Source organism: Pukyongiella litopenaei (genome assembly GCF_003008555.2).
GTDB lineage: Bacteria > Pseudomonadota > Alphaproteobacteria > Rhodobacterales > Rhodobacteraceae > Pukyongiella > Pukyongiella litopenaei.
Genome location: NZ_CP027665.1, coordinates 1,519,670 through 1,531,811 on the forward strand (window position 1 = coordinate 1,519,670; position 12,142 = coordinate 1,531,811).

Annotated in this window: 12 protein-coding genes; 5 read left to right on the top strand and 7 right to left on the bottom strand. The window is 69.7% G+C overall.

Annotation, left to right across the window (positions count from 1 at the left end):
* Position 1 precedes the first annotated feature (1 nt).
* Complete coding sequence (locus C6Y53_RS07700; RefSeq protein ID WP_106471901.1) at positions 2–535, top strand: MarR family winged helix-turn-helix transcriptional regulator; 534 nt, start codon at positions 2–4, stop codon at positions 533–535.
* A 16-nt stretch (positions 536–551) separates the two neighbouring features.
* Here the strand turns inward: C6Y53_RS07700 and C6Y53_RS07705 are convergent, their stop codons facing one another.
* Genes C6Y53_RS07705 through C6Y53_RS07720 form a run of 4 tightly spaced genes read right to left on the bottom strand, consistent with a single transcriptional unit; the run spans position 552 to position 3,854 of the window.
* A complete protein-coding gene (locus C6Y53_RS07705; protein WP_106471902.1) occupies positions 552–1,280 on the bottom strand; it encodes an ABC transporter ATP-binding protein in 729 nt (242 codons plus the stop codon).
* Positions 1,280–1,990, bottom strand: coding sequence for an ABC transporter ATP-binding protein (locus C6Y53_RS07710; protein WP_106471903.1), 711 nt, complete (start codon positions 1,988–1,990; stop codon positions 1,280–1,282). The genes C6Y53_RS07705 and C6Y53_RS07710 overlap by 1 nt, the downstream gene beginning before the upstream one ends.
* Positions 1,987–2,931, bottom strand: coding sequence for a branched-chain amino acid ABC transporter permease (locus C6Y53_RS07715; RefSeq protein WP_106471904.1), 945 nt, complete (start codon positions 2,929–2,931; stop codon positions 1,987–1,989). The genes C6Y53_RS07710 and C6Y53_RS07715 overlap by 4 nt, the downstream gene beginning before the upstream one ends.
* Positions 2,928–3,854 (bottom strand): branched-chain amino acid ABC transporter permease, encoded by a 927-nt coding sequence (locus tag C6Y53_RS07720; protein WP_106471905.1) that lies wholly within the window; start codon positions 3,852–3,854, stop codon positions 2,928–2,930. Before C6Y53_RS07720 ends, C6Y53_RS07715 begins: the two co-directional genes overlap by 4 nt.
* A gap of 119 nt (positions 3,855–3,973) precedes the next feature.
* Here C6Y53_RS07720 and C6Y53_RS07725 point away from each other — a divergent pair, with 119 nt between their 5' ends.
* Positions 3,974–4,822: a hypothetical protein gene (locus tag C6Y53_RS07725; protein WP_149615499.1), complete on the top strand. Its 849-nt coding sequence runs from the start codon at positions 3,974–3,976 to the stop codon at positions 4,820–4,822.
* Between the two features lie 19 nt (positions 4,823–4,841).
* Here C6Y53_RS07725 and C6Y53_RS07730 read toward each other — a convergent pair whose 3' ends face one another.
* The 3 genes from C6Y53_RS07730 to C6Y53_RS07740 are packed head-to-tail and all read right to left on the bottom strand — an operon-like array spanning position 4,842 to position 9,141.
* A complete protein-coding gene (locus C6Y53_RS07730; protein WP_106471907.1) occupies positions 4,842–6,839 on the bottom strand; it encodes a hydantoinase/oxoprolinase N-terminal domain-containing protein in 1,998 nt (665 codons plus the stop codon).
* A 10-nt stretch (positions 6,840–6,849) separates the two neighbouring features.
* Positions 6,850–7,953 carry a tRNA epoxyqueuosine(34) reductase QueG gene (gene queG, locus C6Y53_RS07735; protein ID WP_106471908.1) on the bottom strand — a complete coding sequence of 368 codons (1,104 nt, stop codon included), beginning with the start codon at positions 7,951–7,953 and terminating at the stop codon, positions 6,850–6,852.
* 12 nt (positions 7,954–7,965) lie between these two features.
* Positions 7,966–9,141 carry an acetyl-CoA C-acyltransferase family protein gene (locus tag C6Y53_RS07740; RefSeq protein WP_106471909.1) on the bottom strand — a complete coding sequence of 392 codons (1,176 nt, stop codon included), beginning with the start codon at positions 9,139–9,141 and terminating at the stop codon, positions 7,966–7,968.
* A gap of 112 nt (positions 9,142–9,253) precedes the next feature.
* Here C6Y53_RS07740 and C6Y53_RS07745 point away from each other — a divergent pair, with 112 nt between their 5' ends.
* From C6Y53_RS07745 to tdh, 3 genes are all read left to right on the top strand, one after another.
* Complete coding sequence (locus C6Y53_RS07745; RefSeq protein ID WP_106471910.1) at positions 9,254–9,820, top strand: helix-turn-helix domain-containing protein; 567 nt, start codon at positions 9,254–9,256, stop codon at positions 9,818–9,820.
* An 89-nt stretch (positions 9,821–9,909) separates the two neighbouring features.
* Positions 9,910–11,097 (top strand): glycine C-acetyltransferase, encoded by a 1,188-nt coding sequence (locus C6Y53_RS07750; RefSeq protein WP_106471911.1) that lies wholly within the window; start codon positions 9,910–9,912, stop codon positions 11,095–11,097.
* Positions 11,094–12,137, top strand: a complete 1,044-nt coding sequence (gene tdh / locus C6Y53_RS07755) for an L-threonine 3-dehydrogenase (RefSeq protein WP_211299493.1) — start codon at positions 11,094–11,096, stop codon at positions 12,135–12,137. Before C6Y53_RS07750 ends, tdh begins: the two co-directional genes overlap by 4 nt.
* The last annotated feature ends 5 nt before the right edge of the window (positions 12,138–12,142 follow it).

Below are 12,142 nucleotides of genomic sequence, written 5' to 3' on the forward strand. Positions count from 1 at the left end.
CATGAACTGTCAACCGAGCAACGCCACCTTGCCAAATTCTGGGCCAAGTTCCGGGCCAAATGCCGGGCCAAATGCCGGGCCAGACATTGGGCCAGAAACCAGCCCGGAAACCGGCCCCGAATCCGGTGCAGTCTATATCCTCGACCAGCAGGTCGGGTTCCTGATGCGGCGGGCCAACCAGCGCCATATCGGGATCTTCTCGGAACGCATCCCCGACCTGACCCCGAGACAGTTCGCCGCCCTGGCCAAGCTGTGCGAACTGGGCGACCTGTCGCAGAACGCGCTGGGCCGCGCCATCGCGATGGACGCGGCCACGATCAAGGGCGTGGTGGACCGGCTGCGCGCCCGCGACCTGGTCACCGCCTCGCCCGATCCGAACGACCAGCGCCGCCTGCGGTTGGTCGCCAGCGCCGAGGGGCGGGCGCTCTATGAAGGGCTCGAGGACCAGGCCCGCGCGGTGACGCGGATGACGCTGACGCCGCTGGAGCCGCACGAACGCGGCGAATTCCTGCGCCTGCTGGAAAAGATCACCTGAACCGCGGCCGCCCCGGTCACAGGCCCAGATGCCGCTCGACGATCGCATGATCGCGGCGCAGGTCCTCGGCCGGCAGGGTTTCCAGGTTGCGGCCGTTCTCGATGAAGGCCACCCGGTCGGCAACCGACAGCACCGCGTCGACGCGCTGCTCGACCAGCAGGACGGCGGTGCCACGGGCCCGCATCAGCACGATCACCTCGCGAATGGCGTCGATCATCGACGGCTGCAACCCCTCGGTGGGTTCGTCCAGCAACAGCACCTTGGGCTCCAGGCACAGCGCGCGGGCTGTGGCCAGCATCTGCTGTTCGCCCCCCGACAGCGTCTGGGCACGCTGGCGCAACCGTTCGCGCAGGCGCGGGAACAGTTCCAGCACCGCGTCGCGCACCGCGGCCCGGCCGCCCGCTCCACTGCCCGCTCCACCGCCCGCACGCCCCCGCGCCATCAACCCGATCTCGAGGTTCTGCGCAACGGTCAGTTCCCCGAACAGGCGCCGCCCCTGCGGGACATAGCCCAGCCCGGCGGCAGGCACCCGGTGCGCGGGCAGCGCGCCGATATCGGCACCGTCGAGCCGCACCTCGCCCTCCATCAGCGGCACGAGCCCCATGATTGCCTTCATCGTGGTGGTCTTGCCCGCGCCATTGCGGCCCAGCAGGCAGAGGATCTCGCCCGCCCGCACGGTCAGGCACAGGTCGCGCAGGATCTGCGCCCGTCCGTAGCCCGCCCCGACCCTGCGCAGCTCCAGCATCAGCCCGTCCCCAGATAGGCGGCCTGCACCGCACGGTCGGCACGGATCGTATCGGGGTCGCCCTCGGCCAGGATCTGCCCGAAGTTCAGCACCGTGACCCGGTCCGCGCATTCCATCACCACCGGCATGTTATGTTCGATCAGCAGGATCGTGGTGGTTGCCGACAGGTCGCGGATCAGCGCCTTGAACGCGGCAATCTCGGCATCCGACAACCCCTGCGTGGGTTCGTCGAGGATCAGCAGCCGTGGCCGCTGGGCCAGCCCCATCGCGATCTCCAGAAGGCGCTGGTGGCCATAGGACAGGTCGCCGGCCTTCTGGTCCGGCGGTTCGTCCAGGCCGACGCGGTCCAGCGCTTCGGCCACCGCCGTGGCGACCCCGGCCCCGCGCCGGTGCCGCCGTGCCGCCAGCGCCACGTTTTCGCGCAGGCTGAGATTGGCAAAGACCGAGGTGATCTGGAACGTGTAGGCGATGCCCAGGTTGATGCGCCGGTGCGCGGGCATGCGCGAAATGTCGCGCCCGTCAAAGGCAACCGTTCCCGCCGACGGTTCGATCCGGCCGCACAGCATCCCGACCAGCGTGGTCTTGCCCGCGCCGTTGGGGCCGATCAGCGCCCGCACCTCGCCGCTGGCGATGTCGAGGTCGACGCCCTCGACCGCGCGCAGGCCGGCGAACTGCTTGGACAGGCCACGGGTGGCGAGGATCGTGCTCATGGCAACCACCGCCAGACCCGCGCGCGCAACTCGCCCGCCAGCCCCTGCGGCGCGAACAGCGTCAGCAGCACCAGCACTACCCCCGCGATCAGCATGTAGGCCGGGGTCAGCCCGCTGGCCAGGTCGATCAGGTAGAACATGAACAGGGTGCCGATGAACGGCCCCAGCACCGTACCCGCCCCGCCCAGCAGCACCCACAAGAGCGGAAAGATCGAATACTGGACAGACGCGAAGCTGGCCCCGGCATAGCCGAAAAGCAGCCCGTACCCGGCACCGGCCGCGGCCGAGATCGTGCCCGAGATCACCACCGCGCCCAGCTTGCGGGCAAAGGTGTCATAGCCCAGCATCCGGGCGCGTTCCTCGTTCTCGCGGATCGCCACCAGCACCCGTCCGAACGGCGCGCGCACCAGCCACAGCGATGCCAGCAGGCAGGTTCCGAACAGCGCCAGCGCGGCGAAATAGCGGTTGGCGGGCGCCGACAGGTCGATCCCCCACAGCACCCGCTGCGCCTGCCCGATCACGAACCCTTCGTCGCCACGGGTGTATTCTCCGAAATAGAGGATGGCCAGGTATCCCGCCTGCGCGAACATCAAGGTGACGATCATGAAGGCCACGCCCGAGGTGCGCAGCGCCAGCAGCCCCAGCACCGCCGACACCGCCAGCCCCGCCGCCAGCCCGGCCAGCAGCGCGAGGCCCGGATCGGCGCCGCCCAGCCGGATCGCCAGCCCCATGCCATACATGCCGGCGGCAAAGAACAGCGCATGCCCGAGGCTCAGCAGTCCGGTATAGCCGAACAGGATGTTGTAGCCGATCGCATAGCTGGCCAGCACCATCACGCGGGCCAGGTTGCCGTGGTGATAGGCGGGCAGCAGGAATTGCAGCGCGAACAGCAGCGCCAGCAGCCCCAGGTGCAGGCCGAGAACCCGGGCGCCGTCGCTCATGCCGCGCGGGTCCCGAACAGCCCCTGCGGCCGGAACACCAGCACCAGCGCCACCAGCAGCGTGGCGAGGATCTTGGCCAGCGTGGGCGAGAAGAAGACCGAGATGATGCCATCCGACAGCCCGATCAGCACCGCCGCCAGCACCGTGCCCGGCAGGCTGCCCAGCCCGCCGATGATCACCACGATAAAGGACAGCAGCAACGGGTCGCCGCCCATCAGGTAATGGGCCTGCTGGATCGGCACGATCAGCACCGCCCCCAGCGCCGCCAGCCCCGCGCCGATGCCGAACACCGCCGCATAGACCCGGTCCACCGGGATGCCGAAGGCCAGCGCCATGTCGCGGTCCAGCTGGGTGGCGCGCATCACCAGCCCCAGCCTGGTCCGCGCCATCACCGCCCAGACCCCGGCCAGCACCGCCGCCGCCGCGCCGATCACCGCCAGCTTGTAGCTGGTGGTGGACAGCCCCCAGGGCCAGTAGAGCTGCCAGCCGCCGTCGCCCCGTTCGATCCAGGGCAGGGCAAGCCGGGTGTTGAACGGCGGCTCGACCGGGCGGGCGTCGGGGCCATAGGTCATCAGCGTGACCTGTTGCAGGATGTAGAGAATGCCGATGGTGGCGACGATCGTGCGTTCGGGGTCATAGTCCAGCCGTTTGAGGATGGTCATGTCCGCCGCCGCCGCCAGCAGCCCCACCAGCAGCGGCGCGATCACCAGCGCCGCGGCAAAGCCCAGCGCCGGGTGCCCGCCGACAGCGGTGGCGATCCACCAGGCCAGCACCGCGCCCAGCATGTAAAACTCGCCATGGGCCACGTTGACCACCCGCATCACCCCGAACACCAGGCTCAGGCCAACCGCGGTCAGCGCCAGCACCGCCGCGGTCACGGCCCCTTCGAGCGAGGCCAGCATCAGGTAAGGTCCGAATTCCATTGCCGCGCACGATGGCCCGTGCCGCGCATCCGGGCAAGGGCAAGCTCCGCGCAGATGACAACTTTTTCGAATCGGCCACGGCCCGCTAGGATGCAGCAAAGCGGAAAGGGACGGGGATGATGGCAAGATGGTTCGCGACGGCATTGGCGCTGTGCCTGGCCTGGCCCGCATGGGCGCAGAGCCCCGAGGACCTCGTGCGCTGGATCTACACCTCGCTGGCGCGGCCGCCCGACAGGCAGGCCAGGGGGCTGCATCATCTCACCACGCCCGAACAGCGCCGGACCTACCTGTCGCAGCGGCTGGTGCGGCTCTACGATGCCAATGACATCATGACCGGGAACGGCCAGAACCTCGCCGCCGCCTGTTTCGAACCCGGGTTCGAGATCCCCGGCAACGATTACGATGCCGCCGAGATCGCCCGCACCCTGGCCACCGCCGCGACCGGCGATGCGACGCGGCAGCGCGTGACCGCGCGGTTCTCCAGCTTCGGCGAGCCCGCGCAGATTCACTTCGATTTCATCGTCGAGGACGGGTTCTGGCGGCTCGACGATGTCGGCGGCCCCGGCTGGCAGCTGTCGGACCGTGGCTGCGACACCGGCACGGCACCGGCACCGGCCGGGAACACCGGCTATTGCTACAAGACCGAGGGCGACGAATTCCGGTTCCATGTGGGTGCCGATGGCAGGGCGCGGTTTTCGCTGGAAAGCTGGCAGGGCGGCGGGCATTCCTGCGGCGTGAGCGGCATCGCGCATCCGACCGAAGGGGGCTGGGTCCACGAGAGCGACGAGTTCGGACGCCCGTGCCGCCTGGAATTCAGGATCACGCCGGAGAGCGGCATTCGCCTGGGCGATGCGGGCCATGATTGCAAGATGGTCTTTTGCGGCCAGCGGGCCGTGCTGGACGGGCTGACCTTTGGCCGCGCCGCACAGGTGGCCTGCGACAGCCTGCCACCGCCGCCGCAATACTGAGACGGGGACAGGCCCGCGCTCAGCCCAACGCGATGCGGGGGCGGCCGCTGGCCTCGGCGGTGACCTGCGCCTCGACGAAAACGCCACGCGCCTCGACGGTGGCGGTGCGGATGTCGCGGGTGACATGCAGCTCGATCTCGTCGGCCCCGGCGCCGCGCGCGGCGGCTTCGGCCCGGTTGCGCAATTCCGCCTCCAGCCGCGCCAGGGCGGCCTCCGGGTCGGCGAAATCCTCGGGCCCGCCGGTCAGGTGGGCGCGATACCGCCCCGCCGCCGGTGCGGTGACGGTGCCCGACCGGCGCACCGCGATGCGCCCCGCCACCGCGCCGATCGCATTGGCCACGCCGGCATGTTCGGGCAGCACCATCCGCGCGCGCAGCCTGTCGCCCACCGCCGGGTACCAGGTCGGGGCCGATGCCCCCAGCCCCACCACGTCGACATTCACCGCCGCATCCAGCGCCAGCAGCCCGCGATGCCCGTCCAGCCCGCGCTGCAACAGCGGATGGGTGGCGAGATCGGCGGCCAGATCCGCGCCCTCACCGGCGAGCGCGGCCTCGAGCAGCGCCTGGACGGTCTGGTCGGTCAGCTGCGCGGCGATCACGCGTGCCAGCGATGCCGCGTCGGGCGCCAGCCTGTCGCCGCTGCCGATACGCTTGCGCGCCATCAGCGCCAGCGCCTTGTCCGCCGCCCCGGCATCCCAGCCGGTCTGGACCCCGAGCACATGCGCCGCGTCGGTCGGCGTCACCCCGGCCAGCTGCACCAGCCCCCGTTCCGACAGCCGCCGCAGGGCGGTTCGATCCATCCGCGACCCCAGCACCGCCCCCAGCGGTTGCACCGCGTCGCCGATCCGCGCCAGCAGCGCCGCGGCCCGATCATCGAGCCCGGATGCCGGTATCCCCGGCACCGCACGCAGGAACCGCGCATCCATTTCCCCCGGCGTCACCGACCGCAACTGCCGGTCCAGCGCCCGATGCACGGCCTCCGGCGCCTCGGCGGCGATCAGCGCCACCGGCACCAGCCGGCGCGGCCCGAGCGTCACGCCCCCCGCCAGACCTTCGCTGCGCGGGTGAACCTCGCTGTCACCGCCCAGACCGGTGGTGCGCATCGCCACCGCCTCGACCATGGTGCGAAACCCGCCGACGCGAGCGCCGTCGGGGTCGATGGCGGGCCGGCCGCCGCGCAGGATCGCCACGTCGGTCGTGGTGCCGCCGATATCGGAAACCAGCGCATCCTGCGCCCCGGTCAGCCAGCGCGCGCCGACGATCGAGGCCGCCGGTCCGCTGAGGATGGTCTCGATGGGTCGCGCGCGCGCCTGTTCCGCCGACATCAGCGCCCCGTCGCCGCGCACCACCATCAGCGGCGCGGTCAGGCCAAGCCCGTCCAACACCGATTGCGCCCGTGCGATCAGCCGGTCGATCATGCCCACCAGCCGCGCGTTCAGCACCGCGGTCAGCGCCCGTTTCGGCCCGTTCAGCCGCGCCGAGAGCTGGTGGGAGCAGGTCACCGGCGCTCCGCTGGCCTCGGCGATCATCTGCGCCGCCCGCCGTTCATGGGCCGGGTTTCGGGTGGCAAAGCGCGACGCCACCGCAAAGCCGGTCACACCCGTGCCGTGGGTCTCGACGAAACCGGCCAGCGCGGCTTCGTCCAGCGCCGCCGCCTCGGCCCCGTCATGGCCATGCCCGCCCGCCAGCACCGCCACCGGGTCGCCGTTCAGCGCCTCGGACAGGCCGTGGCGGTCGAGATCGGAGGCCGGAAAGCCCACATAGACCAGCGCCACGCGGCCGCCATGGCCCTCGACCAGCGCGTTGGTGGCCAGCGTCGTGGACAGCGACACCAGCGCGACCTCGCCCGGCCGCACGCCCGAGCGTTCCAGCACCGAACCGACCGCCGCGCCGATCCCGACCGCCAGGTCCGCCCGCGTGGTCAGCGCCTTGGCGCTGGCGACCACCTGCGTTTCATCGCGGATCAGCACCGCGTCGGTATAGGTTCCGCCCGTATCGACCCCCAGCAACAGCGCCATGCCCGCCCCCCTAGCCCGGCAACCGCGCCACGGCCCAGCGCGCCGCGTCGGCCACCGCCGGATCCGGGTCGTCGATCAGCGCCCGCGCCGCCGCGCGCAGGCCCCGATCCCCCGAATTGCCGATCGCGTAGAGAACGTTGCGCACGAAACGGTCGCGCCCGATCCGCTTGATCGGAGAGCCCGAGAACAGCGCCCGGAACCCGGCATCGTCGAGCGCCGCCAGGTCGGCCAGTTTTGGCGCCCGCAGATCGTCGCGCGCGGCATAGCGGATGTCGCTGGCCGCCGCCGCGAACTTGTTCCACGGGCACACCGCCAGGCAATCGTCGCAGCCATAGATGCGGTTGCCCAGGCGCGCCCGCAACTCTTCGTCGACCGGCCCCTTGTGTTCGATGGTCAGGTAGGAAATACAGCGCCGCGCATCCAGCTGGTAGGGCGCCGGAAAGGCATCGGTCGGGCAGATGTCGAGACAGGCCCGGCAGTTGCCGCAATGGTCGCGTTCCGGCGCATCGGCGGGCAGGTCGAGCGTGGTGAACACCGACCCGATGAAGGCCCAGCTGCCCCAGTCGCGGCTGACCAGGTTGGTGTGCTTGCCCTGCCAACCCAGACCGGCGGCCTGGCCCAGCGGCTTTTCCGGCACCGGGGCGGTGTCGACGAACACCTTGACCTCGGGTGCGTCCTGCGGGTCGCCGCCATCCAGCCGCACCCATTTGCCGGTCTGCTCATCCCGGCAGCCGCCCTTGCGGGCGGCCTCGATCAGCCAGCGGGCCAGCCGCTTCAGGCGTTTCTTGACCAGGTCGTGATAGTCGCGGTTCTGCGCATAGACCGAAATCGCGCCGCGGTCGGGCTGGCCCAGCACCGCCAGCGGGTCATGGTCCGGCGCATAGCTTTCGGCCAGCATGATCACGCTGCGCGCCTGCGGCCACAGCGCGGCGGGATCGCTGCGCCAATGGCTGCGTTCGGCCATCCAGCCCATCTGGCCATGCCGCCCCGCATCGAGAAACGCGGCCAGCCGTTCGGGCACTTTCGGAACGTCCCAGGGACGGCAGATGCGGGCGGCGATGAAACCTTCTGCCCGCGCCTGCGCCTTCAGCCGTTCATGCAGTGCCTCAGCCATACGGTCCTTTGATCACATGCGCTCGATGGCCAGCGCGATACCCTGGCCACCGCCGATGCACATGGTGATCAGCCCTTTTGAGCCGCCAATGCGTTCCAGTTCATAGAGCGTCTTGACGGTGATGATCGCGCCGGTGGCGCCGACCGGGTGGCCCAGCGCGATGGCGCCGCCATTGGGGTTGACCTTTGCCGGGTCGAGCCCGAGTTCGGCATTCACCGCCAGCGCCTGCGCGGCAAAGGCCTCGTTGCTTTCGATCACGTCGAAATCGCCCACCGACAGTCCGGTGCGCTCCAGCAGGTTGCGCACCGCCGGAACCGGGCCGATGCCCATCACCTCGGGGCGCACGCCGGCATGGGCATAGCCCAGCACGCGGGCCTTGGGTTTCAGACCCGCCTTTTCCGCCGCATCGGCACGCGCCAGCACCAGCGCCGCCGCGCCGTCATTGATGCCGCTGGCATTGCCCGCCGTCACGGTGCCGTCCTTCTGGAACACCGTGCGCAGCCCGGCCAGCGCCTCGGCGGTGGTGGCCTTGGGGTGTTCGTCGACCTTGAAATCGACGACATCGCGGCGGATCTTGACCTGCACCGGAACGATCTGGCTGTCGAAATGCCCGGCCTCGATCGCGGCCGCCGCACGGGTCTGGCTGGTCAGCGCGAATTCGTCCTGCGCCGCACGGGTGATCCCGTGTTCGGCGGCGACGTTTTCCGCTGTCACGCCCATGTGGCCGGTGCCGAACGGGCAGTTCAGCGCGCCCAGCATCATGTCGAGCGATGCGGCATCGCCCATTTTCTGCCCCCAGCGCGCCTGCGGCATGATGAACGGGCTGCGCGACATCGCCTCGGCCCCGCCGGCCAGCGCGAAATCGGCATCGCCCAGCATCAGCGCCTGCACCGCCGACACGATCGCCTGCGCCCCCGATCCGCACAGCCGGTTGACGTTCATCGCCGGGGTTTCCTGCGGGATACCCGCCTGCATCGCGGCAACGCGGGACAGATACATGTCGCGCGGTTCGGTGTTGATCACATGACCGAACACCACATGGCCGACCTGTCCGCCCTCGACCCCCGACCGCTCCAGCGCCGCCTTGGTTGCCACCGTCGCCAGGTCGATGGGCGCGGTACCCGCCAGCGATCCGCCAAAGGTGCCGATGGCCGTGCGCGCGCCGTCGAGAAGAACGATATCGGTCATGATTTTCCTCATTATGTCTGGTCGCGCGGACTATGCGCCCAGCCCCGGGGGGATGCCAGCGCAAAGCGCCTTTGCCGTTGACAGCGTCACGTCACATGCGCAGAAATCCGTTATGACGGAAACGCAGGACGATATCCTGAACCGCCTGCCCGCGCGGCTCAGGGCGGCGCGGCAGGCGCAGGGCCTGTCGCTCGAAGCGGTGGCCAATCTCTCGGGCGTCTCGCGGTCGATGGTCAGCCAGATCGAACGCGGCGAATCGAGCCCCACCATCGCGACGCTGTGGAACCTGACCCGTGCGTTGCAGGTCGATTTCGCCGGGCTGCTCGATACCGGGCAGGAAGGCGACCGGGTCGAGGTGCTGCGGGCCGACGAGGTGCCCGAAATCGACAACCTGGGCCACGGCGTGCGCGTCCGCATCCTGTCGCCCCCCGAGGATGCGGGCCGGCACGAATTGTATGAGCTGGTCTTTGCCCCCGGCGGCGCGCTGATCAGCCAGCCCCACGGGCGCGGCGCCGCCGAGCAGCTGGCGGTGATCGACGGCACCCTGACCGTTGCCTCGGGGCAGGCCGAACAGCGGGTCGGGGCCGGCGACGTGGCCCGCTATGCCGCCGATATCGCCCATTCGATCCGCGCGCTCGACGGGGCCGCGCGTGCCTTTCTGGTGGTGACCGCGCCATAGGCGGGCCCTCCCGTCCCACTTCGGTGAAATCCTCTATAGCGGAAACCTATCTGTTATGTTAGAAAGGGCCCAGCAGAGGAGCCGCCGTCATGTCGCAAACCTTTCTCGATCACCTGACCGGAACGCTGGCGCAGATCGACGCCGAGGGGCTGACCAAGCGTGAACGGATGATCACGTCGCCGCAGGGGGGCGAGATCACCGTGGGCGGCCGGCAGGTGATCAACCTGTGCGCCAACAACTACCTGGGGCTGGCCGACCACCCCGACCTGATCGCGGCGGCGCGGGACGCGATGGAACCCAAGGGCTTCGGCATGGCCAGCGTCCGGTTCATCTGCGGCACCCAGGACATCCACCGGCAGCTGGAACAGCGGCTGGCCGCGTTCCTGGGCATGGATGACGCGATCCTGTTCGCCGCCTGTTTCGACGCCAATGGCGGGCTGTTCGAACCCCTGCTGGGCCCCGAGGACGCCATCGTGTCGGACGCGCTGAACCATGCCTCGATCATCGACGGCATCCGGCTGTGCAAGGCGAAACGCTATCGCTATGCCAATTCGGACATGGACGACCTGGCCGCGCAGCTGGAAGCGGCGCGCAGTGACGGCGCCCGCCATGTCATGATCGCCACCGACGGCGTGTTCAGCATGGACGGTTACCTTGCGAACCTGCCCGAGATCCGGGCGTTGGCCGACCGCTACGACGCGGTGCTGATGGTGGATGATTGCCACGCCACCGGCTTCATGGGGCCGAAGGGCAAGGGCACGCCCGCGCATTTCGGGGTGCGGGCCGACATCCTGACCGGCACGCTGGGCAAGGCGCTGGGCGGGGCGATCGGCGGCTATACCGCGGGGCCGCAGCCGGTGATCGACCTGTTGCGGCAGCGGGCGCGGCCCTACCTGTTCTCCAATTCGCTGCCGCCCGCAATCGTCGCCGCCGGGCTCGAGGCGATCCGGCTGGTCGAAGCGGGGGACGGCCTGCGCGCGCGGCTGTTCGACAACGCCGCCTACTGGCGGGCGGGGCTCGAACGGCTGGGCTTTGACCTGCTGTCGGGCGAACATCCGATCGTGCCGGTCATGCTGGGCGAGGCGCAACTGGCGCAGGACATGGCGGCCCGGCTGTTCGACGAGGGGGTCTATGTCTCGGGCTTCTTCTTTCCGGTGGTGCCGCGCGGGCAGGCCCGCATCCGCACCCAGATGAACGCGGCGCTCACCCGCGACGACCTGGACCGGGCGCTGGCGGCGTTCGAGACGGCGGGCAAGGCGGTGGGGGTATTGGCATGAACCCGAACACGATGAAGGCGCTGGAGAAATCGAAACCCGAACCGGGCCTGTGGATGACCCGCGCCCCGGTGCCGGAAATCGGCCCCGACGATGTGCTGATCCGGATCAACAAGACCGGCATCTGCGGCACCGACGTGCATATCTGGAACTGGGACGACTGGGCGCGGAAAACCGTCCCGGTGCCCCTGATCACCGGCCATGAATTCGCCGGGGAGATCGTCGAGGTCGGGCGCAATGTCGAGGACCTGCGGGTGGGCCAGCGCTGTTCCGGCGAAGGCCACCTGATCGGCAAACAGTCGCGCCAGAGCCGCGCGGGCAAGTTTCACCTCGACCCGGAAACCCGCGGTATCGGGGTCAACGAACAGGGCGCCTTTGCCGAATATCTGCGCCTGCCCGCCTTCAACGTGGTGCCGCTGCCCGACGATATCCCCGACGATATCGGCGCCATACTCGACCCGCTGGGCAACGCGGTGCATACCGCGCTGAGCTTCGACCTGGTGGGCGAGGACGTGCTGATCACCGGCGCCGGGCCGATCGGGATCATGGCCGCAGCCGTGGCCCGGCATGTGGGCGCGCGCCATGTGGTGATCACGGATGTGAACCAGCAGCGGCTGGACCTGGCCGCAAAGGTGGTGGACGTGGTGCCGGTGAACGTGGCACGGCAGGAACTGCGCGAGGTCGAGGGCGCGCTGAAGATGCGCGAAGGGTTCGACGTGGGGCTGGAGATGTCCGGCAACCAGGCGGCGCTGGACCAGATGGTCGAGACCCTGGTGATGGGCGGGCGCATCGCGCTGCTGGGCATTCCGCCGGGCAAATCCCCGGTCGACTGGTCGCGCATCGTGTTCAAGGCGATCACGATCAAGGGCGTCTATGGCCGCGAGATATTCGAGACCTGGTACAAGATGATCGCGATGCTGCAGAACGGATTGGACGTGTCGGGCGTGATCACCCACCGGTTCGGGATCGACGACTTCGAGGCCGGGTTTTCGGCGATGCGGTCCGGCAATTCCGGCAAGGTGGTGCTGGACTGGACCGGCTGACCGGG

Bases quoted from the DNA above. Each gene is read 5' to 3' on its own strand.
- C6Y53_RS07700 (WP_106471901.1), top strand. From the start codon at position 2: ATGAACTGTCAACCGAGCAACGCCACCTTGCCAAATTCTGGGCCAAGT.
- C6Y53_RS07705 (WP_106471902.1), bottom strand. From the start codon at position 1,280: ATGCTGGAGCTGCGCAGGGTCGGGGCGGGCTACGGACGGGCGCAGATC.
- C6Y53_RS07710 (WP_106471903.1), bottom strand. From the start codon at position 1,990: ATGAGCACGATCCTCGCCACCCGTGGCCTGTCCAAGCAGTTCGCCGGC.
- C6Y53_RS07715 (WP_106471904.1), bottom strand. From the start codon at position 2,931: ATGAGCGACGGCGCCCGGGTTCTCGGCCTGCACCTGGGGCTGCTGGCG.
- C6Y53_RS07720 (WP_106471905.1), bottom strand. From the start codon at position 3,854: ATGGAATTCGGACCTTACCTGATGCTGGCCTCGCTCGAAGGGGCCGTG.
- C6Y53_RS07725 (WP_149615499.1), top strand. From the start codon at position 3,974: ATGGCAAGATGGTTCGCGACGGCATTGGCGCTGTGCCTGGCCTGGCCC.
- C6Y53_RS07730 (WP_106471907.1), bottom strand. From the start codon at position 6,839: ATGGCGCTGTTGCTGGGGGTCGATACGGGCGGAACCTATACCGACGCG.
- queG (WP_106471908.1), bottom strand. From the start codon at position 7,953: ATGGCTGAGGCACTGCATGAACGGCTGAAGGCGCAGGCGCGGGCAGAA.
- C6Y53_RS07740 (WP_106471909.1), bottom strand. From the start codon at position 9,141: ATGACCGATATCGTTCTTCTCGACGGCGCGCGCACGGCCATCGGCACC.
- C6Y53_RS07745 (WP_106471910.1), top strand. From the start codon at position 9,254: ATGACGGAAACGCAGGACGATATCCTGAACCGCCTGCCCGCGCGGCTC.
- C6Y53_RS07750 (WP_106471911.1), top strand. From the start codon at position 9,910: ATGTCGCAAACCTTTCTCGATCACCTGACCGGAACGCTGGCGCAGATC.
- tdh (WP_211299493.1), top strand. From the start codon at position 11,094: ATGAACCCGAACACGATGAAGGCGCTGGAGAAATCGAAACCCGAACCG.